At 63.5% G+C, this 23,506-nt stretch carries 19 protein-coding genes; 9 read left to right on the forward strand and 10 right to left on the reverse strand.

The features are described 5' to 3' along the window. Positions 1 to 54 precede the first annotated feature (54 nt). A complete protein-coding gene (locus K426_RS22140; RefSeq protein WP_066562447.1) occupies positions 55 to 456 on the forward strand; it encodes a DUF2147 domain-containing protein in 402 nt (133 codons plus the stop codon). A 97-nt stretch (positions 457 to 553) separates the two neighbouring features. Here K426_RS22140 and K426_RS22145 read toward each other — a convergent pair whose 3' ends face one another. The 5 genes from K426_RS22145 to K426_RS22165 all read right to left on the reverse strand — a co-directional run bounded on the left by K426_RS22145 (position 554) and on the right by K426_RS22165 (position 6,976). Continuing rightward, complete coding sequence (locus tag K426_RS22145) at positions 554 to 1,402, reverse strand: class I SAM-dependent methyltransferase (protein WP_066562449.1); 849 nt, start codon at positions 1,400 to 1,402, stop codon at positions 554 to 556. Positions 1,403 to 1,482: 80 nt separating this feature from the next. Further along, positions 1,483 to 2,760: an HD-GYP domain-containing protein gene (locus tag K426_RS22150; protein ID WP_066562451.1), complete on the reverse strand. Its 1,278-nt coding sequence runs from the start codon at positions 2,758 to 2,760 to the stop codon at positions 1,483 to 1,485. A gap of 75 nt (positions 2,761 to 2,835) precedes the next feature. Continuing rightward, positions 2,836 to 4,260 carry an efflux transporter outer membrane subunit gene (locus K426_RS22155; RefSeq protein ID WP_066562453.1) on the reverse strand — a complete coding sequence of 475 codons (1,425 nt, stop codon included), beginning with the start codon at positions 4,258 to 4,260 and terminating at the stop codon, positions 2,836 to 2,838. Between the two features lie 11 nt (positions 4,261 to 4,271). Beyond that, positions 4,272 to 5,828, reverse strand: coding sequence for a DHA2 family efflux MFS transporter permease subunit (locus tag K426_RS22160; RefSeq protein WP_066562455.1), 1,557 nt, complete (start codon positions 5,826 to 5,828; stop codon positions 4,272 to 4,274). Further along, positions 5,825 to 6,976, reverse strand: coding sequence for an HlyD family secretion protein (locus K426_RS22165; RefSeq protein WP_066562457.1), 1,152 nt, complete (start codon positions 6,974 to 6,976; stop codon positions 5,825 to 5,827). The genes K426_RS22160 and K426_RS22165 overlap by 4 nt, the downstream gene beginning before the upstream one ends. A gap of 93 nt (positions 6,977 to 7,069) precedes the next feature. On the opposite strand from K426_RS22165, the gene K426_RS22170 reads away from it, so the two are divergent. Next, the gene (locus tag K426_RS22170; protein WP_066562459.1) at positions 7,070 to 7,501 is read left to right on the forward strand and encodes a MarR family winged helix-turn-helix transcriptional regulator; all 432 of its coding nucleotides are present in this window, start codon (positions 7,070 to 7,072) and stop codon (positions 7,499 to 7,501) included. 251 nt (positions 7,502 to 7,752) lie between these two features. Here the strand turns inward: K426_RS22170 and ilvD are convergent, their stop codons facing one another. Continuing rightward, positions 7,753 to 9,606 (reverse strand): dihydroxy-acid dehydratase, encoded by a 1,854-nt coding sequence (gene ilvD / locus K426_RS22180; protein WP_066562463.1) that lies wholly within the window; start codon positions 9,604 to 9,606, stop codon positions 7,753 to 7,755. A 98-nt stretch (positions 9,607 to 9,704) separates the two neighbouring features. Between ilvD and K426_RS22185 the strand changes: the two genes are divergently transcribed. Then, entirely contained in the window at positions 9,705 to 10,601 is an 897-nt protein-coding gene (locus K426_RS22185) for a LysR family transcriptional regulator (protein ID WP_066562465.1), read from the forward strand. 112 nt (positions 10,602 to 10,713) lie between these two features. Here the strand turns inward: K426_RS22185 and K426_RS22190 are convergent, their stop codons facing one another. Beyond that, positions 10,714 to 11,511 carry a DUF2189 domain-containing protein gene (locus tag K426_RS22190; RefSeq protein WP_066562467.1) on the reverse strand — a complete coding sequence of 266 codons (798 nt, stop codon included), beginning with the start codon at positions 11,509 to 11,511 and terminating at the stop codon, positions 10,714 to 10,716. A 253-nt stretch (positions 11,512 to 11,764) separates the two neighbouring features. On the opposite strand from K426_RS22190, the gene K426_RS22195 reads away from it, so the two are divergent. Together K426_RS22195 and K426_RS22200 are read left to right on the forward strand one after the other, a co-directional pair. Beyond that, on the forward strand, positions 11,765 to 12,370 hold the full coding sequence (locus K426_RS22195; RefSeq protein ID WP_066562469.1) for a LysR substrate-binding domain-containing protein: 606 nt from the start codon (positions 11,765 to 11,767) through the stop codon (positions 12,368 to 12,370). A 267-nt stretch (positions 12,371 to 12,637) separates the two neighbouring features. Beyond that, on the forward strand, positions 12,638 to 14,053 hold the full coding sequence (locus K426_RS22200) for an ISNCY family transposase (RefSeq protein WP_066563799.1): 1,416 nt from the start codon (positions 12,638 to 12,640) through the stop codon (positions 14,051 to 14,053). Positions 14,054 to 14,679: 626 nt separating this feature from the next. Here the strand turns inward: K426_RS22200 and K426_RS22205 are convergent. Beyond that, positions 14,680 to 15,216, reverse strand: a complete 537-nt coding sequence (locus tag K426_RS22205) for a hypothetical protein (protein ID WP_066562471.1) — start codon at positions 15,214 to 15,216, stop codon at positions 14,680 to 14,682. Between the two features lie 439 nt (positions 15,217 to 15,655). Next, entirely contained in the window at positions 15,656 to 16,561 is a 906-nt protein-coding gene (locus tag K426_RS22210) for a TPR domain-containing protein (RefSeq protein ID WP_066562473.1), read from the reverse strand. Positions 16,562 to 16,718: 157 nt separating this feature from the next. Here K426_RS22210 and K426_RS22215 point away from each other — a divergent pair, with 157 nt between their 5' ends. Genes K426_RS22215 through K426_RS22230 form a run of 4 tightly spaced genes read left to right on the forward strand, consistent with a single transcriptional unit; the run spans position 16,719 to position 22,839 of the window. Continuing rightward, positions 16,719 to 19,244: a cyclic nucleotide-binding domain-containing protein gene (locus tag K426_RS22215; RefSeq protein ID WP_237230149.1), complete on the forward strand. Its 2,526-nt coding sequence runs from the start codon at positions 16,719 to 16,721 to the stop codon at positions 19,242 to 19,244. Then, a complete protein-coding gene (locus K426_RS22220; protein ID WP_066562477.1) occupies positions 19,244 to 20,122 on the forward strand; it encodes a hypothetical protein in 879 nt (292 codons plus the stop codon). Before K426_RS22215 ends, K426_RS22220 begins: the two co-directional genes overlap by 1 nt. 7 nt (positions 20,123 to 20,129) lie before the next feature. Beyond that, a complete protein-coding gene (locus K426_RS22225) occupies positions 20,130 to 21,974 on the forward strand; it encodes a cytochrome c3 family protein (protein WP_066562479.1) in 1,845 nt (614 codons plus the stop codon). Between the two features lie 16 nt (positions 21,975 to 21,990). After that, positions 21,991 to 22,839 (forward strand): phosphodiesterase, encoded by an 849-nt coding sequence (locus K426_RS22230; RefSeq protein WP_066562481.1) that lies wholly within the window; start codon positions 21,991 to 21,993, stop codon positions 22,837 to 22,839. A gap of 14 nt (positions 22,840 to 22,853) precedes the next feature. On the opposite strand, the gene K426_RS22235 is transcribed toward K426_RS22230, so the two are convergent. Beyond that, entirely contained in the window at positions 22,854 to 23,417 is a 564-nt protein-coding gene (locus K426_RS22235) for a DUF4337 domain-containing protein (protein WP_066562483.1), read from the reverse strand. Between the last annotated feature and the right edge of the window lie 89 nt (positions 23,418 to 23,506).

Here is a 23,506-nt window from a genome sequence, read left to right on the forward strand (position 1 = left end):
CCTATCCTCATAGCATGGCAGGCTTGTTATTCTCGTGCCCAAAGAGGTGACGCCATGGGATATTTTTCCGCGCTCCTGTTGCTGGCGGCCGGTGCGCCATCGGCGGGTGTAGAGGGCTATTGGCTGACCGACGACCGGAAGGGTGTGGTGCGGATCGCGCCCTGCGCAGGGCAGATGTGCGGGCGGATCGTGCGGGTACTCAATAAGGGGCCTGACGTGCCGACGACCGACATCAACAATCCCGATCCGAAATTGCGTGGGCAGCCGATCCTGGGTTTGCTGACCTTATGGGGTTTCAATCGGGCTGGCGCGGCATGGAAGGGCGGGCGGGCCTATGATCCCAAATCGGGGCGAAGTTATCGGGCGACATTGGGATTGAACCCGGACGGGTCGCTCAAGGTGACGGGGTGCGTGTTGTTCATCTGCCAGTCGCAGCGTTGGACGCGGGTGCAATAGAGCGATTTCCAAGCGATCTGAATTGATCGCTGGTTAAGAAATCGCGGTAAAACAAAGGAATAGAGCGGTTGATCTGATGCAATCAGATCGCAAACCGCTATAGCGGACCGGCCTTCTCCCACAGGAAAATCCCATAGCGCATCGCCCCGGTGCGAAGCGCAAGGATCAGGCGCGGCAAGCTGAGGATGAAGCTGCGGTTCCGCGTCCTGGGGCTGAGCGCCAGCCGGCGGAGGGCGGGATCGCTGATCATGGCTCCGGCGAAGCGTCGCAGGCAGATCGTCCAGGTGCGGCGGACGCGGGCGCTGGCATCCTCAGAGTCGCGCAGGGAAAAGCCGGCATCGGCGGCCATGTTCACATAATCCGCCCGGCTGCCCATGCCGGGCAGCCGTCCCTCGCGGCAAATGGGTTCGAGCAGATGGCGGATTTCCCAGGCGCGCGCGCCCTCTCCCTCCAGCCAGGCGCAGACCACCAGCCGCCCGCCGGGGCGCAGCACGCGCGCCGCTTGCGCGAAGAAGCGCGCCTTGTCGACCATATGTTCCGAGCTTTCAATGGCATAGGCGCGATCGAAGCTGGCGTCGGGCAGGTCGTTGTGGAGCCAGTCCCGGCGCAGGCAGGTGAAGCGCGGCGAGGGGCGGGCATTGGCGATTTTTTCCTGCGCGGCGGAAAGGGTAAGGCCAATGATGCCGACATCATGCCGCGCCGCAATCCGTGCAGCGGTCGCGCCATAGCCGCAGCCTATGTCGCACAGCGTCTGTCCCGGTTCCAGCGCCAGCCGCGCTTCGACTTCCGCGACAAGGGCATCGGCCGCCTCCGCCGGGCTTTCCCGGCCGGTCCGCCAATAGCCATGATGCACATGCTCGCCCCATATCCGCCGATAGGCAAGGTCCAGTTCGTCATAATGAACCGCAACGTCCGCCGCGGTCGGGGGAAGCTTCGGCACGATCATGCGGCTTTATCGGTCGATTGGCCTTCGGTGGCAAACGGTTTTGGTGATACCTGCTCCGGCTTGCGCAGGAGTATCGGCTCTCAACCCGCTGCCGCCAGCAACCTCGCGCTGAGCGTGGGCCACTCCGTCATGTCCCAGCCTTCGGGGGTTTCGCGGGTCATGATCTGGTCCGCGCCGAAGCAGTTGGAAAGGTCGATATCCTCGCCCTTTTCGAAGGCGCGGTCGGCCAGCGAATAAAAGGGGCGGACCACGGGCAGGGTCAGATCGTCCCTGTTCTGCTCGACCACGATCGCCAGCCGATGCGAGCGCAGTCGCACCAGCGATCCGATCGGATAGATGCCCACGGCCCGCTGGAACGCCTGGAAAATCTCCGGGTCGTAGAGCGTCTGCGCCTCGTCCAGCATCAGCAGGGCGCGGGACGGGTCTTCGCCATGGCGGTGGATGCGGTTGGAAGTCATTGCGTCATAAGTGTCGCAGATCGCCGCCATGCGCGCGAACAGCCCGATCTCCTCGCCCTTCAGCCCATGGGGATAGCCGCTGCCGTCCAGCCGCTCATGATGATGCAGGCAGACGTCCAGCACCGCCTCGGGCATTTCGCCGCCCAGCGCCAGAAATTCATGCGCCAGCGTGGTGTGGCTTTTCACCACCTCCCATTCTTCGGGGGTGAGCGGGCTGTCCTTGTCCCAGGTTTCCTGCGGCACATGGCCCATGCCGACGTCCATCAGCAACCCGGCGAGCCCGGCCTGCTGCACCTCCTCCGGGGAGAGGCGGAGCTGCTGGGCCAGGCTGATCATCAGCGCGCAAACCGACAGGGCGTGGAGATAGAGATATTCATTCGTATTCTTGAGCCGCGTCACCGCCATGAAAGCATGGGGATTGCGCTGGATGGAGCTGGAAATCTCCTCGATCATCGGTTCTAGCTTCTTGAGCTTGATCGCGTTGCCCAGGCGGGAATCGTCGAAGATCTTCTGCATCGCGCGCACGGATTTGCGGGCCAGGCGGTTCGCATGGACCATCTCGGCCTTGGCTGGCAGCCTGTCTTTCGACAGCGGGTCGAACGGACGGCTGACGGGGGCGGGCGCCGCGCGCCGGGCGATCGTGGCTCCGGCCCGGCCGAACGGACGATCACGCGGGTCCGGAGCGCGGGAAGGAGCAGGCTCTTCCTTCGGCTTCAGATCGACGCCGCGGGACGTGTCGATCTGGACCCATTCGACCTTGCTGGCCTTCAGCGTTTCCAACTGATCGGCATCCTCCAGCAACATCTTGCTTTTCCAGAAGGGATGGGAAAACCACGACCCTTCCATCTTGTGCAGGAACATGCCCAACTCGACGTCCTGGGTACGGATTCTTTTCAACATTTTGCGGCCCCGAATAGAGGCTGCATCTCGCCCCCAAAGCCTTGCAAAAAGGTTAAAACGGGATCGTCGCGGCCCTTATCGCCAGCCCAGGCCAAGCGCCTTTTGCAAGGCGATATAGTCCGCCGTCATGGCCGCCGTCCCCTGCGAGAGCGTCTGTGCCGCCGACAGGCTCTGCCGTTCCGCGTCGAGAAGCTGGATGCGGGTGGCGGCGCCCGCCTCGAAGCGCTGGCGCATCAGCGCGGCGGTGCGGTCGGCCGAAGCCTTGGACCGGGCCGCGCTGGCGACGCTCAGCCGCCGGGCGCCGAAGCGGGACAGGGCGTCCTCGCTGTCGCGCAGGGCGGTGAGGACGGCCTGGCGATATTGGGCTGCAGCTTCGTCCTGCGCGCCCTTCGCCTGCTCGACGCGGGCGGCGTTACGGCCGAAATCGAGGAAGCTCCAGCTCAGGCGGGGCATGGCGATGGCTGCCAGTTGGTCGAGATCGACCAGATCGCCGGGGTTGGTGCCGCCGATACCGATCAGGCCCATGAAGCTGAGGCTGGGGAAGCGCGCCGCCTCCGCCACGCCGATTTTGGCGGTGGCGGCGGCGAACTGGCGCTCCGCCGCGCGGACATCGGGGCGGCGTTTGAGCAGCGCGGCGGGATCACCCACCGCGACCTCCGCCGGCGGCAGCGGCACGGCAGCGGGCGCCGTCAGCATCGCGTCGAGCGCGCCGGGCGCTTCCCCGGCGAGCGTCGCCAGCGCGTTCAGATAGGCGTCGCGCTCGGCGCTAAGCGGCAGCAGGGCGGCTTCGCCCTGCTCCACTTGGTTGCGCTGCTGCTCCAGCTCCAGTGCGGAGGCGGTGCCCTGGGCGTGGCGCTGTTCGGTCAGGCGCAGCATCTCGCGCTGGCGGGTGAGCGCCTCCTGCTCCAAGACGATGCGCTGCTGGCGGTCGCGCAGATTGACATAGGCCTGCGCGATTTCGGCCGTCAGGCTGACCTGCGCGTCCGCGACATTGGCTTGCGCCGCGTCAAACTGGGCGCGTGCCGCCTCGACCCCCCGCCGTTTGCCGCCCCACAGGTCGACCTCCCAACTGGCGTCGAAGCCCAGATTGTAGAAGTTGAGCGACTGGCTGCCGCCGCCGGACTGGTCGCTCTCATCGGAATTGCCAAGGTCGACACCGGGCAGAGTCGCGTGGACAAAAAGGGCGGAGGCATTGGCGCTGGGAAGGGCATTGGCGCGTTCCGAACGCAGCGAGGCGCGAGCCTGCCGGACCCGTGCTTCGGCCACCGCCACGCCCGGATTGGCCGCGAGCGCGCGGGTCTCCAGCGCATCCAGCACCGGATCGCCCAAGGCCGTCCACCATGCGGCTGCGGCTGGCGCTTGGGCGCGGGTGTCGTCGGGTGCCCGCGCGAATTGCGCGCCGGGGCTGACCGGCTTGGACGTTTCCGGTCCGCGATAATCCGGCCCGGCGGTGCAGGCGGCCAGGCTAAGCAGGGGGAAGGCAATCAAGGGGAAACGCATGGAAACCGGCCTCAATGCATCGCGACGGCTTGCCCATGGGGCAAGGGACGCAGGAACAGGACCAGCGGCAGCACGGCAATGATGCCGACCGCCAGCATCGTGAAAATATCGTTATAGGTCATCACCAGCGCCTCTTTCTGGATCGTGCCCGCCAACGACCGAAGGGCGGCTTCATGACCGCCCAGCGAATGACTGAGCCCGCCGATATAGTCCTGCACCTGGCCGCTATTGGCGCTCAGGCTTTCTTCCATGCGCCGGCTATGGAACCAGGTTCGCTGGTCCTGAATGGTGGCGATGCCCGCCAGCGCCAGCGATCCGCCCAGATTGCGGACCGCGTTGAACAGTCCGGCGGCGTCGCCCGCATCCTCACGCGGGACGGAAGCGATGGCGGCCTGATTGAGGAAGAGGAAGCCGAACACGCTGCCGACCCCGCGCAGCAATTGCGATTCGATGAAATCATGGCCGACCGCCTGGTTGGTCAGCACCGTGTCGATCCAGCAGCTCGTCGCCATGACGAGCAGCCCGGCGCCGACCGCGATGCGGATGTCCAGATGCCGGATCAGCAGCGGCGTCAGCGGCATCAGCATCAGGCTGGGAATGCCCGACAGCAGGACGATCCGGCCCGATTGCAGCGCGTCATAACCGGCGATCGCGGCCAGGAACTGCGGAATGACGAAGGCGGTGCCATAGAGCATCATGCCGATCACCAGCCCCATCATCGCGACCGCGCCGAACTGGCGGTCGAGCAGAAGCTTCAGCCGGATGACCGGCCTTTTCGCGAAATATTGGCCGGCGAACAACAGGATGAAGCCGATGCCCGAGACGATCGACATCAGGACGATTTCCCGGCTCTGGAACCATTGTTCGCGCTGCCCTTCCTCCAGCACGATGGTGAGGCCGCCCAGCCCCAGCGCCATGCCTGCAATGCCCAGCCAGTCGGCCTGCCAGAATTCGCTCAGCAGCGGCTTTTGATGCGGCATCGTCACCAGCAGCAGGGTGATCAGGATGATGCCCACCGGAAGGTTCAGGAAGAAGGCATAGTGCCAGCTTATATTCTCCGTCAGCCACCCGCCGACCAGCGGGCCCAGGACCGGACCAAGGATCGCGGTGACGCCGAACAGCGCATTGCCGATCGGCTGCTGCGAACGGGGCAGGCGCGTGGCGATGATCGTCATCGCCGTCGGGATCAGCGCGCCGCCGGTAAAGCCCTGGCCGACGCGGCCGATGATCATGGTGGTCAGATTGTCGGCCACGCCGCACAGCATCGAAAAGCCGGTGAACAGAAAAGCCGCGGCCAGCAGCAGGGTACGCAGCCCCAGCAGCCGTTCCAGCCACGCCGCCAGCGGGATGATGATGATTTCCGCGACCAGATAGGATGTCGCGATCCAGGTTCCCTCCGTGCCGCTGGCACCGATTTCGCCCTGGATCGTGGGCAGGGCCGAATTGACGATGGAAATATCAAGCGTCGCCATCATCGCGCCCAGGCTGCCCGCCGCGACCGCCAGCCAGGCGGCGGTGTCGGCGCGTTCCGGCATGGATGCCGGGGCCGAAGAGGCGGTAGCGGTCATTGGCCGATCCGCGCGTTATGCCGCTCCTGCTCCCGGCGGATTTGCGCCGCGGCGTCCTTGGCCGAACGGGTGTCGACGGACACTTCGACCGACATGCCGGGGACCAGCAGCTTGCGGGTTTCAGGGCCGGCGCTGACGGCGATGCGAACGGGGATGCGTTGGACGATCTTGGTGAAATTCCCCGTGGCGTTTTGGGGCGGCAGGACGGAGAATTGCGCGCCGGTGCCGGGCGCGATGCTCGCCACCCGGCCGGGCAGATCGACGCCGGGCAGCGCGTCCACCTCGATCCTCACGGGCTGGCCGACGCGCATCAGGCCTAACTGCGTTTCCTTGAAATTCGCCTCGACATAGAGGCTGGCCTTGGGAACCAGCGTCATCAGGCGGGCCGCCGCCTGCACGAACTGACCCTGCCGCACGCTCCTGTCACCGATCCGCCCATCGACGGCGGCGCGTAATATGGTGGCCTCCACGTCGGTATTGGCGGCGGATAGTTGGGCGCGCGCGGCCTCTCCCTGCGCCTGCGCTTGCCTGACCTGCGCTTCCAATGTGGCGACCCGCTTCTGCGCGCTGGCCAGCGTCGCCTGGGCGGCGGCAGCCCTGGCTCTCGCCTGCACCGCTAGATTTTGAAGCTCCGACAAGCGCTCGCGGGTTTCGGCGCCGCTGGCCGCCAGCGGGCGATAGCGCTCCACTTCGCTCGCGGCGAAGGCGGCGTTGGCCTTGGCGGCGCTCAACTCTGCGTCCGCCTGGTCGATGGCGGCGCGCTGCTCAGCGATCTGGGCTGTCACCCCGGCGACATTGGCCTTGGCCACGTCGATCTGCGCCACGGACTGGGCCGCCTGCGCCCGATAATCGCGCGGGTCGATCTGCACCAGCGGCTGCCCGGCCTTCACATCCTGATTCTCATCGACGAAGACGCGGTCGACATAGCCCGAAACCTTCGGCGCGACGGTGATCGAATCGGTCTGGATATAGGCGTCGTTGGTCGATTCCTGAAATTTGCCGAAGCTTTCGAAGCGGATGAACCACAGCACGCCGCCAACGATCAGCGCCAACGCCCCCAGCAACAGGATCAGGCGGACGCGCGGGTTTTTGAGCGGGGAGGAACGGCGCTGGCCCGAGTCGTCGGCATATGCGGAGGAAGAGGCCATATCGTCTGAACTCATGAAAAAACCGCTGATCTCAATCCTGCTTCCTATGCTCGCTCTTGCACTATGGCGCAATACCATTTATTGAGGAACCTCATGGATATCTCCGACGAGCAGCTACTGACGGACCTGTTTCGCGTCATCACGCTGATGCGCCGTTTCTTCGACCGGGCGATGACGGAGCAGGGCGCTTCGCTGGCGCAGACAAAGGTTCTGATGTGCATAAAGGAGCTGCCGGGAACGGCGCGGGCGGCGGATATTGCCGAAATAATGGGGATTGCGCCGCGAACGGTGACGGAGGCGCTGGACGGGCTGGAGCGCGATGGGCTGATTCAACGGATGCCGGATAGGGAAGATCGGCGGGTCAAGCGGCTGACCATCACCCCCGCAGGGGAGGCCGCGGTGGCCGTGACTGAACCCCTGCGCCGTCAGCTCGGGGCACAGGCATTGGGCGCCTTGAACGCGTCCGAGCGGGAGCATTTTCATGCTGCGCTGCAAAAATTGCTGAAGAGGATGGCGAACGGCTGACCTTTTGATTCGCGCCATTTTCTCTGTTATTATCGCCCGGTCGACCGGCATAAGCCCGGCGGCAGGGGAGTGTGTGATGGAGCGTATGCATTACAGCATGTGTCAATGCAGCATCGGGCTGCTGACCTTGTGCAGCGCGTCGGCCTTGGCGTTGACCGGCACGCTTTACCTCCTGCTCAACTGATTCGCTCTTGCCACGAGCGTCCGAATGGGCGCGCCGCATCCGTTGAACGCGGCACGCCCTGTAAGAATCAATCCTTTTCGATCTGGCTCACATCGCGCACCGCACCGCGCGCGGCATTGGTCGTGAGCGCCGCATAGGCGCGCAGCGCGGGGGAGACGTTGCGCTTGCGGCCGAGCGGCTTCCAGGCCTTGACGCCGCGTGCTTCCATCTCCGCCTTGCGCGTCGCGATGACCGCGTCGTCCAGGTCCAGCTTGATGACGCGGTTGGGGATGTCGATGACGATCGGGTCGCCTGTCGCAACCAGCGCGATCAGTCCGCCTTCCGCCGCTTCGGGCGAGACATGGCCGATGGAAAGGCCCGACGTGCCGCCCGAAAAGCGCCCGTCGGTGATCAGCGCGCAGGCTTTGCCCAGCCCCTTCGACTTGAGATAACTGGTAGGGTAGAGCATTTCCTGCATGCCGGGGCCGCCCTTCGGCCCTTCATAGCGGATGACGACGACGTCGCCCGCCTTGACCTCATTGCCCAATATGCCCGCGACCGCCGCGTCCTGGCTTTCATAGACGCGGGCCGTGCCGTGGAAGGTCAGGATCGATTCGTCCACGCCAGCCGTCTTCACGATGCAGCCTTCGGGCGCGATATTGCCGTACAGAACCGCGAGGCCGCCATCCTTGGAGAAGGGGTGCTCCGCGCTGCGGATGACGCCGTTTTCGCGGTCGGTGTCCAGTTCCTCCCAACGGGCATTCTGGCTGAACGCCTGGGTGGTGCGGACGCCGCCGGGGGCCGCGCGGAAGAAATTGCGGACCTCTTCGCTATTGGTGCGGCCAATGTCCCAGCGGTTGAGCGCGTCGCCCAGCGTTGGCGCATGAACGGTCGGCAGGCTGGCGTCGATCAGGTCGGCGCGCTCCAGCTCGCCCAGGATCGACATGATACCGCCGGCGCGGTGGACATCCTCCATATGGACGTCCTGCTTGGCGGGCGCGACCTTGCAGAGGCAGGGGACGCGGCGCGACAGCCGGTCGATGTCCGCCATGGTGAAGTCCACCCCGCCTTCATAGGCGGCGGCCAACAGGTGCAGCACTGTGTTGGTCGAACCGCCCATGGCGATATCGAGGCTCATGGCGTTTTCGAACGCGGCAAAGCTGGCGATGTTGCGGGGAAGGGCGGAGGCGTCTTCCTGTTCATACCAGCGCTTAGCGAGGTCGACGATGGTGCGGCCCGCCTCCAGGAACAGCTTTTCGCGGTCGGCATGGGTGGCCAGCGTCGAGCCATTGCCCGGCAGCGACAGGCCCAAAGCTTCGGTCAGGCAGTTCATCGAGTTGGCGGTGAACATGCCCGAGCAGCTGCCGCAGGTCGGGCAGGCGGCCTGCTCGATCGTCTTCACTTCCTCGTCGGTGTAATTTTCGTCCGCCGCGACGACCATGGCGTCGACCAGATCGAGCGCGACCGTCTTGCCGCGCAGCACGGTCTTGCCCGCTTCCATCGGCCCGCCGGACACGAAGATGGTCGGGATGTTGAGCCGCATGGAGGCCATCAACATGCCGGGCGTGATCTTGTCGCAGTTGGAAATGCACAGCAGCGCGTCGGCGCAATGGGCATTGACCATATATTCGACGCTGTCCGCGATCAGATCGCGGCTGGGCAGCGAATAGAGCATGCCGTCATGGCCCATGGCGATGCCGTCGTCGACCGCGATGGTGTTGAATTCCTTGGCGACGCCGCCTGCCGCCTCGATCTCGCGAGCGACGAGCTGGCCGAGATCTTTCAGATGCACATGCCCCGGCACGAATTGGGTGAAGCTGTTGGCGATGGCGATGATCGGCTTGCCGAAATCCTCGTCCTTCATGCCGGTGGCGCGCCACAGGCCGCGCGCGCCCGCCATGTTGCGGCCATGGGTGCTGGTGCGTGAACGATAATGGGGCATGATATTTCCTCAATTCCTCTCGGAAGCTCTCTACGCTTTTGCACGCAGGTTGTGAAATATATTGAAAGCGTTCAATAAGGTCGTATTACGAATAAGTGATGGACCTGCGGCAACTCAATCACTTCCTTGCCGTCGCGGAGGAATTGCATTTCGGTCGGGCTGCGGAACGGCTGGGCATGACGCAGCCGCCGCTCAGCCAGTCGATCATGGCGCTGGAACGCGAACTGGGGGCGCCGCTCTTTACGCGGACCAAGCGCCATGTCGCGCTCACCTCTTTTGGCGAGCAATGGCTGGCGCATGTCCGCCCGGCGGTGGGTGCGATCGCGGACCTCGCCCCCATGGCGCGGCGCCTGCGGGAAGGGACGGCGGGACGGCTGGCGCTGTCCTTCGTCAGTTCCGCCGATTACAGCATCCTGCCGTCGCTGGTCCGGCGCTATTCCATCGCCTTTCCCGATGTCGAGATGACATTGGCCGAGGCCACCAGCGATGTTCAGATCGAGGCGCTGGTCGAAGGGCGGATCGATGCCGGTATCCTGATCCCTCCGGCTTCGGGCCTGCCGTCGGTGATCGATTACCGGCCGCTGCTCCGGGAGCCTTTGGTCGCGGCCGTGCCGGAAGCCTGGGTCGCGGAGGGAGTCCTCGACATGGAACAGGGCAAGCTGGCGGGCGAAAGCTGGCTGGACCAGCCGCTGCTGCTCTTTCCGCGCCATGTATCTCCGACTTTTCACGACCTGGTTCTCGACCATTATCGGGCCAAGGGGCGGACACCGCATATCCGCCAGCGGGCGATCCAGATGCAGACCATCATCAGCCTGGTTTCGGCGGAAATGGGCATGGCGCTGGTGCCGGCCTCGCTCCAGAATCTGGCGCGGACCGGCGTGCGTTACCTGCCGCTGGCCGACGCCGTGCCGGTTCTGGAAACCGGGCTGGCCTGGCGTCGCGCGGATGAGGAGCCGACGCTGCGCGCGCTTTTACGGATCGCCTTGAAAGCGTGATCCCGCGCCGGCGGAAATCCAACTCCCCTAAGTCGCTCCGGGTGGAGCGCTCAGGGGATGGATTGCCTTAGGCGCAGCTTGGTGCCCCGCCTTTACGGGCATGACATGGATGTCAGCGCACCACGGCCCGCGTGTACAAATGCCAGGTCGCATATCCCAGCACCGGCAGCACCACCGCAAGACCCACCAGCGCGGGGAGCGAGCCAAGCACCAGCAACGCCACGACGATCAGACCCCAGGCCGCGACCGTCACCGGATTATGCCAAGCCACACGACAGGATGTCCGCAGCGCGACACCCCAACTGACCGGCTTGTCGACCGCCATGGGGAAGGAGACGACGCTGACTGCCAGCGTCAGCAGGGCAAAGCAGAAGCCCGCCAGATTGCCGAGCACGATCATCTGCAAGCCTTCGGACGTGCCGAACACCGCGGAGAAGAAAGCGCCCACGGAGGCGGTCGACCCGGGTATATTTTCCAGCGTCACATGATAGATGAACCAGGCCGTCGCCATCCATGCCATGAACAGCAACGCCAGCACGCAGGTCAGGTCGAACAGGGCAGAGCCGCCCGGTTTGCGGATCACGTCCAGGAAATGGCGCCAGCGGGCATCCAGTCCCGCCTCGCGTCGCCGGGCCAGTTCGTAGAAACCACTGGCGAAAGCCGGTCCCAGCAGGATCGCACCGGCCACCAGGGGAAAGATCAGCGGCAGGATCGACATCTGGCCGGCCGACATAATCGCCAGCGCGACGATGACCGGATAGATGAAGCCGATGAACACCAGATCGCCCCTCTTGGCGAGGAAATCGTCCCAGCCCTGACGCAGGGCGATACGCAGATCGTCGAAACCGATAGTGCGGATGGAAATATCTTGCCCCGCGGACGCCGCCTGGGACGGGTGAGCAATTGCCATGGTTCGCCCTCCTGACCGAACGCCATAATGCGCTTTGCTCTGCTTTGGTCCTCTGTCGGGACATGCGCGCCTTTTCGGGGCGAGCATCTCTCGGCATGAGGGAGCGCCTCATGGCCAATGATGTCATCCTACACCGGGAATGCGGGGGCCGCCAGCCCTTTGATGTCAGGACCGTGTCTCGCATGAAACTGAGCAACATCCGGGATATATTGGCGGTTGCCGAAGCCGCAAGCTCGGCATCACGCAGCCATCGATGAGCCGCAGCATTCGCGACACTGAAAGCGAACTCGGCGTGTCACTGTTCACCCGCCATGGCCATGGCGTGACCTTGACGCGCATGGGCCAGGTCTTCGTGCAGCATGCGACGGCCATCCAGTCCGAAATCCGTCATATTTTCGAAGCGATCGAACAGGAGAAGGGCGAGGCGACCGGCCAGATTTCGGTGGCGATGTCGACTGCGGCAACGATCGCGCTGATGCCCACGATGTTGCGCACATTTCAGGCGGAATATCCGAAGATTGTTTTGAAATTCGCCGAGAGCCTGCTTTTCGCTCCGATCGAACCTCAAATACTGTCGGGCGAAATCGACTTCTATGTTGGCCCGGTCCATGATTTTCCGGTCAAGTCGCCGCTTTTGATCGAGAAGCTGTTCGATAATCGCTTCGACCTTATAGGCCGAAAGGGGCATCCGCTGGCCAATGCGAAGACGCTGCACGAAATGAAGGATGCCCGTTGGATTCGTCCCCTGTTCGCGGATCACCGGAAAAATCCGGAATTTGACGCGATGTTCGCCCGGCCGGAGCTGCCGTTGCCGGAAATCGCCGTCCACATGCATTCCTGCGCTTCAAGGCATCCCTGAATTTGCTGCCCGAATAGCTGCCATCATCAAACAGGTGGCGTAGCCAAGGGAAGCGTCTCAAGGTCTCTGCGTGCACCGATCTTCGGGAAACGATGCCAAGCATGCACAATTGCGGCATTGAATTTAACATAATCCTTATTATCGAACTATCGGATTGTAAGCGCCGGATAGAAATGACACCCCTCTGCTGAATAGAAATGACACCCTTGGGCGTCCTTAGCAGAGCTCGGTGGCATGGTCCTCCTGGCAGTTCGGGAGGACGCGCTTATGACGGTGGTGGCGATGAGCCATGGCGAGCTTTCGCGGTTTGACACATTGATGCGCGTGGAGCGCGGCGCGCTTCGGGTTGAGGATGCGGTCACGCTGCTGGGCTTGAAGCGCCGGCAGATTTTCCGATTGTTGGAACGTCTGCGCGCCGAAGGCGCTTCAGGCCTGGTGTCGCGCAAGCGTGGTCGGCCGAGCAACCGGCGTCACAGCGATGCCTTTCGCGAGCGCGTCCTTACGATCGTCCGCACGCATTATGCGGATTTCGGACCGACCTTGGCCCGAGAATATCTGGCGGAACGTCACGACATTTCGGTGGGCTGTGAGACGCTGCGGCAGATGATGATCGAGGCGGGAATCTGGCAGGATCGCGCCGCCCGTCGTTCTCGCCCCTATCAACCGCGTCACCGGCGGGACTGTCGTGGGGAGCTGGTCCAGATTGACGGTTCGAAGCATGATTGGTTCGAGGAGCGTGGCCCGAAATGCACGCTGCTCGTCTACATTGACGACGCGACCAGCGAGCTGCTGCATCTCCAGATGGTCGAGAGCGAAAGCACCTTTTCCTATATGGAAGCGACGCGCGAGTATATCGAGCGGCACGGCAAGCCGGTGGCCTTTTATTCCGACAAGCACTCGGTCTTCCGCAACGCCAAGGCGACGGCGAAGGGCGATGGCATGACGCATTTCGGCCGCGCGCTGGATGCGCTGAACATCGAGATCATCTGCGCCAACTCGCCACAGGCCAAAGGCCGGGTCGAACGAGCCAACGGCACATTGCAGGACCGGCTGGTCAAGGCGATGCGGCTGGAGGGCATCTCGTCGATCGAAGAAGCGAACGTCTTTCTGCCAAGCTATATGGTTCGGCACAATCGGCGCTTTGCCCGCCCAGCGGCAGACAGTCGTGATCTGCATCGCCCTCTGGCACCGCAGGACGATCTACGCGCGATCATGGTCTGGCGCGAAAAGCGGAAGATTTCAAAGGCACTGACGCTGCATTACAACAAGGTTCTGTTCATTCTGGAGCCTACTGCGATCAGCAAGGCTCTGGTAGGTAAGCGTGTCCACATCTGCGAATATCCTGACGGCAAGATCGAGATCCGTCATGAGGGGCAGGTCCTTCCCTATCGCCTGTTCGACAAGATGCCCCGGATCAATCAACCGGCCATTGTCGACAACAAGCATCTGGACGCAGCGCTGCTGCTGGCGAAGCAGATCCAGGCGATTGCGCCGCATCACCGGCAGCGCAACAATAATGCCCCTGCCCGCCGTGATCAGCCCGCCCATCTCTTTCCCGAGCCCGAAGCGCCGGTAAAGGTTGATCGCCGTCGCCTGGGCGGCCCAAAACTCAAGCGCGGTCCACGGCTCAGCCGGGCCGAGCTGCAAGCGCGCGGCACGCTGGAGTTTGTGAAAGTCCGCTGAGACTGTTCGACCGGTTTTGACCGAGCCCGCTGCCTGCGCAGCGGGTCCATGCCCTTCTCCTCCATGTCACGCCATCAGCAGGGTCTGCGCTGCGCTAAGCCGATGGCTCCACGCAGCCCCTGCTGTCCTCAAAGGGTGTCATTTCTATCGGGGACAGAAAGTGTCTTCTCTATCCGGCAGGAACACGGATGCCTGGCGGTGGATTTAGATCGAAATACGAAATCCTAGTATTTATAGGGGTTTGATCCCCTTTCCAGGAAGGCACGCGATGAACGGCTGTCAGCATCTGGGTTTAGACGAGCGGCGGTACATTTATCGGTTGGTGGCGCCCTGGGTACATCGGGCTCCTATCGGACAAGGTGGTTGATCGCCTTAACCGGACGCCTCGCAAATCGCCATTCTCAAGGCCGGATAGATTTTGCCATCCAGGGTGGGGCGTGTCGCCGACCAGATTCCTCAAACTCGTCGCCATCGACACGCCGTTCATTCAGGGCGGCATGCACCTAGCCGAACTCGCGTCCGTGTCTCCAATACCGGCGGCCTGGGGGTGATCACCGGCCTCATCTAGCGCACGGCTGAAGCGCTTGCCAATGAGATTTCCACAACAAAATCCACTCCAACGTCAGTTAATGGCGTTGGAGTGCCCGCTTGACCTCGGGCGTGATCGTATAAACCGCCTCTCGCTGCGCACCACGATTGAGATGGTCGATCCGGTAGCCCTGATAATGACGGCGAAGGAGTCCAGCGCGGACCAGGTCCGAGACAACCCTGCTCACATTCGTCCGACCGGACCGTAATATCCGCGACTGGACTTCCGCTTCAAGCCGCCGTTCCATTTCTTCCGGATCGTCTGCACTGTCCGCATTCGACACCAGTCCAGAGCGGACGGCTTCGATCATCGCGCGACGCCGGCAATCCCGGTGCGCCAGCGGCGCCAGCGCCTGGCAAAGCCAGTCACGGACAGGCACCCTCCCCTTCGCGCTCCGGACATAAGGTCCAACGCTGCCATCGTTGCCCGCTTCCTGGGCGATCAGTTTGAGAACCAACAATGCATAGCGAGGACGCTTCGACACGATCGAAATCCGCTCGACCAGGTCGGGGAGTTCGGCCGCCACCATCCGTGGCATCTGCGGTTGCTCGAAAAGATCAGGTTGATAGAACATATCAGGAATCTAGCACATGCTGAGTCTCTGTGAATCCCCCTTTGCAGCCGCTTCTAACAAAAAGCACGGATGACACTTTACCGAGCCGGAGCGAGGGTTTTCGGGGCAAATGCCGTTTTCCGGCCAGCCATTTTCTGTCCTACGCATCGCACTCTAACAGAGGAAGCATATGCCAAAGGCCAGAAAGTGTCGCTGAACGGTTTTCCAAGTCCCAGCATCGAAGAAGCTGATGTTCACGCCCGGTAAGGCGGTGAAGGACCAGCCGAATGGTTGAAGCAAGAGGCGCCGCTGATTCCAGTCAGTGGAACCCTATCCTGCAAAGATTCACTCGTGACACTTTAGCGCGAACCGGTAAAGTGTCGCAGATGACATTCGCGAACTGCTCGTTTCGCTCCTGTGCCTTCCCAGAAGCACGGAATCGCTCAACGGCAAGTGCACTTCAAGCCCCTGGTACGCCCAAAATCCGCGCCTCATCCCTGATCCGCCCCGCTTGCGCCGGATTGGCCGCCTTGGCCTCCTGATAAGCTGCACCCGCCTTTGCCGTTTCGCCCAGCGTCATTCGGCTGCGCATCAGCATGATCCACCCGTCGACATTGGCTGGATTGGCCTTCAGCTTCGCCTCAAGCCCGGAAACCATCCCCTCGACCATCGCATCCTGCTGCCCTTTGGGAAGTTGCGCCGCCGCCTGCATCTGCTCCCGGCTCGGCCCCGGAATCGCCGCCGCCGCGACCGACATGCCATCACTCATTGGCGGGTGCGGTGCGACAGGCTTTACTGCCGCCAGCCGCTCGGCAACGTCGATCTTGTTAATCTTCCCCACCTGCTCGATGGTCCGGCGCAGATCGGCCTCCCACGGCGCGCCCGGCGGCGTATCGCGCAGCAGCGCCAGCCAATCGCGGATCGCGCCTTCATGATCCTTGGCCAGATCCCTGCGCACCGCCAGGAAATAGCGTGCCCGCGGCTCCTTCGGGTCAAGCGCGATCGCCTTGTCGAAAGCGTCGGAAGCCTCCTTGGGCATGGGATCATGCTCGCTCGCCATCACCGCGGCTTCGCCCAACGATGACCAGAAGGTCGCATTGCCCGGCACCAGCTTCGTCGCATGGCGATAGGCGCGCAGCGCATCGGCATGGCGCCCGCCTTCGAAATAGGCCCAGCCCAGCCTCTGCCAGCCTTCGGCGTCGTTGGGATTGGCGCCGACCCGGTCCTGAAGCGCGCGAATGACCGCTTCCGGATCGTTCGCCTGATCGCCCGTCAGCGTTGGTGGAGCAGCGGGCGCTTTCGCCTCGTCGGGCCTGTGCGTCATATTATAGCCGATCGACACGGCGGCAATGCCGACTGCGCCCATCAACACGACACGCCCCCAACTCCAACCCATTATTCTTTCACTCCCCGGCTTATCTCCGCCGATCCTCTCTAGCGTGACGCTGCGGAAATGATAGAGTGCCGTCCGGTACAGGCATCCGGTAAGATCCGGAGCACAGGGGTATTTTGGGGGATAATCATTGACTGACCGCGTGCGTATCGCGATCGTCGGATCGGGGCCGGCGGGGCTGAGTGCGGCTGCGCGCGCCGCGCAACTGGGGCTTTCCCACCTGCTGATAGAGAAGACGGACCATCTGTCCGACACCATCTTCAAATATCAGAAGGGCAAGCATGTGATGGCCACGCCCAGCCAGCTCGTGCTCCGTTCCGACTGCGATTTCGAGGCAGGGAAGCGCGAATCGATTCTCGACCGCTGGAACGCGCAGGCGGCCGAACAGGGCGTCAACGTCGCCTATCAGGCGGAGGTGAAGGCGATTACCGGCACGGGCGATCCCATCCCCGGCAGCATCCAGAAGATCGTCGAGCGCAAGCGTGACGGCACGACCGATACCAAGGAAATGCAGCGCCTCGCCCCGCCCTATCGCCTGACGCTGAGCGACGGCCGCGAGGTCATAGCCGACGCTGTGATCATGGCGATCGGCACGCAGGGCAACCCCAATCTGATGCGCGTGCCCGGCGCCGATCTGCCTCATGTCCAATATCAACTGGACGATCCAGCCGCTTATAATGACGAGCATATTTTCGTCGTCGGCACCGGCGATGCGGGCATCGAAAACGCCCTCGGCCTCGCCGCCGACGAGGCGCAGGGCAATGCCGTCACCATCCTCAACCGCTCGACCGAATTCGCCAGCGCCAAGGCGGCAAATGTCAAGGCGCTGATGACCGCCGCCGAAACGGGCCGCCTCTCCATCATGACGGAGGCGACGACGGCCAAGATCGAGCCGGGGTTCATCACACTCGACAGCCGCGACGGCGAGGTGAAGCTGAAATGCGACCGCATCATTGCGCGCATGGGCTCCGCCCCGCCCCGCGCCTTCGTGGAAAGCTGCGGCATCGAGTTCACCAGCGGCGACCGGCTGGCCTTTCCCAAGCTGTCGCCGGTCTTTGAAAGCACCGCGCCCGGCATCTTCGTCATCGGCGCGCTGGCAGGCTATCCGCTGATCAAGCATTGCATGAACCAGGGCTATGACGTCGTCGAGTTCATCAATGGCAATCGGGATCTGAAACCTGCCGACGAACCGATCCTGGCCGCCAAATTCGCAGGCCTGCCGGAAAAGAAGAGCGTCGCGGAGTGGCTGGAGTTCCTCCGCAGCAACGTCTCTATCCTGGAAGGTCTCTCGCCGCTCCAGATGCGCGAGTTCATGCTCGACAGCGAAGTGCGCCCCTATCGCAAGGGCGATCTGATCTTCGAGCGATATGATTCCGGCTCATCCCTTTTCGGTGTGGCGCAGGGCCAGGCGCTGGTGGAGGTCAGCCCTACGCTCGACGTCCCCATCGACCGGGGCTCGATCTTCGGGGAGGTCGGCCTGATCTCCGGCCGCCGCCGTGGCGCCACGGTCCGCGCGGGCGCGGATTCGATCATGGTGGAAGTGTCGCGCACGGCGGCGCTGAAGCTCATGTCCTCCAACCCGCCGGCCAAGCGCGCCATCACCCGCATCTCGACCGAACGGCAATTGCTGCAACTCTTCGGCGCGGGCCTAACTCCGGCGGACCTCAGCGAAGTTCTCGACACGGCGGAAATCCAGACGGTCAAGGCGGGCGAGCATGTCATCACCGAAGGCGACCTGGGCAACGACATCTATGTGATTCGCGTCGGCTCCATGATCGTGGAGAAGAAGATCGGCGGGAAGAATGTCTTCCTATCCTATCTTCCCGCCGGCAGCTATGTGGGCGAAATGGCGCTGATCACTGGCGGCCCGCGCACCGCCACAGTCAAGGCGACCGTCAAGTCCGAAGTCATCAAGCTGCAAGGCGAGGCCTTCGCCCGGCTGATGGCGGCCAAGCCTGCCTTGCTGGAGCGCGCGCGCCGCGACATGGCCTCCCGGCAGGACGTCAACGCCTTCATCGAAAGCCGCAAGGATAGTTTCTCCACCGTTGTCGACATGTATTCGGAGACGGCGAAATTCCTGATCGACAACGGCATTGGCGAAGCGACCGACGTACTGCTGATCGACGAGCATCTGTGCGTCGGCTGCGACAATTGCGAAAAGGCCTGCGCCGACAGCCATGACGGCCTCTCCCGCCTCGACCGGGAAGCAGGACGCACCTACGCCCATCTCCACGTTCCGACGAGCTGCCGCCATTGCGAGCATCCGCACTGCATGGCCGACTGCCCGCCAAACGCCATCCATCGCGGCCCGGACGGCGAGGTTTTCATCGACGACACCTGCATCGGCTGCGGCAATTGCCAGCGCAACTGCCCCTATGGCGTGATCCGCATGGACAGCGTACCGCCCAAGAAGCCGGGACTGCTGAGCTGGATGTTCCTGGGTGCAGGCCCGGGTCCTGGCGAACCATCCAAGAAATGGCGGTACAAGAACGCTGAACCCGGCGTCGAGAAGCCCAAAAGAGCGATCAAATGCGATATGTGTTCCGGAATTGACGGCGGCCCCGCCTGCGTGCGCGCCTGCCCCACCGGCGCCGCGATCCGCGTCGCGCCGGAAGATTTCCTGACCGTCGCCCGCCTCGATGAGGAGGCGCGCTGATGGCCACGCGCGCGCCTGTCCGTACCCGCCGTGCCAAGGGCGAAGTGCTGCACGACGGTTTCCTGCGCCATGCCGGTTTCCGCTGGCTGAAGATCGCCACGCTGATCTGCGTTTTATCGATCGCCAGCTATATGCTGGTGGATGTCACCCCGCATCATAATGGCGGCAGTTGGTACGGCTATACCATGGGCACGATCGGCGTGCTGCTGATCCTGTGGCTGACGCTGCTCGGCTTGCGCAAGCGGGCGATGACGCGGGGCCGCTGGTCGCTCAAGGCCTGGACCTCCGCCCATGTCTATCTCGGCATCAGCCTGATCGTCATCGCCACGCTGCACACGGGGTTCCAGCTCGGATGGAATGTCCATACGCTGGCCTATGTTCTGATGATGCTGGTGATTTTTTCCGGTTTGTTCGGCATCACCGTCTATGCGACCCTGCCCGCCGCGCTCAGCAACAATCGCGCCGAAATGACCCAGGTGCAGATGCTGGACGCCGTGCGCGCCATCGACCGGCAACTGCACGATGCCGCCCAGCCCCTGCCCCACGACAAGGCCGCCCTGGTGCGCCAGTCGCTGGAGCAGGATCCGTTCGGCGGCAGCCTGATCGCCCGCCTGTCTGGCCGTTACCCCCGCTGCGCCACGGCCAGGGCACAGGCGGCGTTACGTTATTGGACCGGGGACAAGCCCGACACCGGCAACGATCCGCTGGAACGCATCGACGCCCTGCTGGAACGCAAGCAGGCGATGCTGGCGCGGCTGCGGCGGCATCTGAGATTGAAAGCGCTGCTGGAAATCTGGCTCTACGTCCATGTGCCCGCCACCTTTGCCCTGCTGGCCGCGCTGACCGCGCATATCGTCAGCGTCTTCTTCTACTGGTGAGCATGAGATGAGCTTCCTAGTCCGTCAGATCAGCCTCACCGCCGATGGCCGCGAAATCGTCCGCGCCGCGACCTTGCCCAAGCCCCAGCTTTCGCTGGGCCGCGCGGCGGAGAATGACATCCACCTCCCCGACCTCGCGCTGGAGCCGGACCACGCCCGGATAGAGCAGGTCGACGAACGCACCATCCGCGTCCGCGCCACCGGCACGCTGGGTTTCGATCTTGAAGGCCGCACCGTCCTGCGGGCCGAAATCCACCCTGCCAACGGCGCGGAACTGCGCTTCGGCGGCCATCGCATCACCGTGTCGCAGGGGGAGGATGGCGCGACCATCCTCTCCATCCGCCGTGTCGACGCCGTGTCGGAGGCTTCGGAGGAAAAGGAGGAGACCAAGGTTTTCTCCTTGCGCGGCCTGCTGCCGGGCAAGCGGTTGACGGCCTGGGGCATGGCGCTGGCGATCCTGATCGGCTTTCTCGCTATCCCGATCTGGAGCTATGCCGGCCGCCCGGCGAACGACACGCGCAGCATCTACAAAATGGTGGGCGACAAGGCCTGGTCGTCGGGTCCGCTCAGTCAGGCGCACCATGCGCTCGAAGGCCGCTGCGAAACCTGCCATCAGAAGGCTTTCGTCTCGGTCCGCGATTCTGCCTGCCAGACCTGTCACAAGGACGTGCACGACCACGCGCCAGCCGCCCGCATCGCCATGGCGCGCGCCGAACCGGGCCTTGGCGGCAAATTGCTGGCAGGAGTCGCATCGGCTTTCGGCAAGCCGCCCGAGGGCGCCTGCGTCGACTGCCACCGCGAACATGAAGGCGCAGGCCCGATGCAGCCCGCCCCGCAAGCCTTCTGTACCGACTGCCACGGCACATTGAAGGATCGCCTGAAGGATAGCAAACTCGGCAATGCCGCTGATTTCGGCACCAGCCATCCGCAATTCTCGGCCCTGGTCCAGACTGTGCCGGGCAGGCATCCCCGCTTCTCCTACGCCTCACTCGACGGCAAACCCATGGACGATAGCGGCCTCAAATTCCCGCACGACATGCATTTGTCCGCAACCGGCGGCGTCGCCAAAATGGCACGGACGATGAAGACGCAATATGGTTTCGGTGACACTCTCGCGTGCAAGGATTGCCACAAGCCGACCGCCGATGGCGTCCGCTTCCTGCCGGTCAATATGGAGCGCGATTGCCAGATGTGCCACAGCCTTGCCTTCGAGACGATCGGCGGCACATTGCGTACGCTGCGCCACGGCCGCCCCGATCAGGTGATCGCGGACCTGCGCGCCTATTACCGCTCGACCGGCCCGGCCCAACCCATCGCTCTGGGCGGCATAGCCCGGCGGCGGCCCGGCAACTATGCGCAGGGCCAGATCTACCATGCCTATTTCGGCGCGGTGGCGGCCCGGCCTTCGCGCGCGGACGAGGCCGTTCGCGCGGCCTTCTCCAAGGGCGGCGCCTGCTACGACTGTCATACGGTCACGCCGCCCGGCGCGGACGGCAATGCGAACTGGCAGGTTCTGCCGGTGCATCAGCCGATGCGCTATATGATGAACGGCTGGTTCGACCATGCCGCGCACCGCACGGAAAAATGCGAAAGCTGCCACGCCGCGCCGAAATCGCATGACGCCAAACAATTGCTGCTGCCGGGTATCGACAGTTGCCGCACCTGCCATGGCGGGGAAAAGGCAAAGGCGGACGTGCCGTCGGGCTGCGCCATGTGCCATAGCTATCATGTCGGTGACGGCGCCCCATGGATGCCCGCCGACCGCTCGGTTAAAAGGGATGGGGCAGACAGGCCGAAGGAACTCGACCGCCTCAGTCCACAACGTGCTCCAGGAACGGGCCGCGAAATATAAAGGGGGAGCAAAGGCCATGCTGATCGCGCAGGTCACGGACATCCATCTGGGGTTCGATCCCGACAATCCCGCGGAGTTCAACCGCAAGCGGCTGGACCAGGTGCTTCGGGCCTTGAACGACGGCCCGAACCGGCCCGACCTGCTGCTGGCGACCGGCGACCTGACCGATCGGGGAGACGCCGACAGCTATCGCCGCCTTGCCAATGCCTTCAGCCAGTGCGATTTTCCGGTCTGGCCTTGTATGGGCAATCATGACGGCCGGGCCAATTTCGCCCAGCATTTCCCGCACATTCCGCAGGAAGACGGCTTCGTCCATTATGTGATCCCGCTGGAGGGACGGCGGATCATCATGCTCGACACGCTGGAGCCAGATCGCCACGGCGGCGCCTTTTGCGAGCGCCGCGCGGCGTGGCTCGCCGCCCGGCTGGACGAGGATGCCGCCACGCCCACGCTGATCGTCATGCACCATCCTCCGGTCGAGGTCGGCATCGACTGGATGAACACCCATCCCGAAGAACCCTGGGTTCAGCGCTTCGCGGCGACTGTCGCGGGCCGGGCCAATATTCAGGCGATCATTTGCGGTCATATTCACCGCGCCATCACCGCACCGTGGAACGGCACGACCATCGCCATCTGCTCATCGACCGCGCCGCAACTCGCGCTCGATATGCGGCCCATGGACCCCGATGCACCCGACAACCGCCCGATGATCGTCGCGGACCCGCCCGCCTATGCGCTGCATCGCTGGACCGACCATGGCCTTATCACCCATTTCGAAACGGCGGACGATCATGTGATGCTCGCCAAATTCGATGCGGCCATGCAACCGCTGGTGCGAACGCTGATCGACGAACGACCGTCTTGAACGGTCCGCCCGTGCTAACCGAGGAGGTTGCTGAGGATATCGGGGTGGAAGGCCCAGCCCGCAAAGCCGCACAGGCCCATGAAAAGCCCCATCGCGCCGAACAGCCATGCCGCGATCAGCGCGCCTGAACTTTCCGCCAACGCGGCAACCGCGGCGATCGAAATCGCGGTCGATATCAGCGCATCGCTCGCATCAAACTGATCGTCATGCACATTGAGCGCGTCATAACGATCCGAAAATTGCTGCGCCTGCCGGGCAAGAAGCGGCGCCGCCGCCTGATATTTGACAATCTCTCCCTGAAGTGAAACCAGCGTCGTCGCGGCCATGGGGGAAGTTTTTCCATCGAAGATCAGGGCAATTTCGGACTGCGCCGTCCTGGCGATATGCCATTTGGTTCTGGTCGCCTGATATTCGCTCCAGCGGTCGACAGAGTCAGCCTTGGCCTGCTGCATGGCCTGAACGATATTGCCGTCCTTGATGTTGCACAGGCCCATGGCGACCGAGAGGATGACGACAGTCATCGCCACCCGACGGTTGAGTGTCTTGTCCTTGGCTTCGGCACTGACTTCGAGTTCCATCGGACGACCCTTTGAACGTCAGGCAGATCTGGGCTGGATCAATGCGCAACGCCAATGAATTTTAGGTCATCCGGGCGACAGAATCCGGG

It is taken from the genome of Sphingobium sp. TKS, assembly GCF_001563265.1.
Classification (GTDB): Bacteria; Pseudomonadota; Alphaproteobacteria; order Sphingomonadales; family Sphingomonadaceae; genus Sphingobium.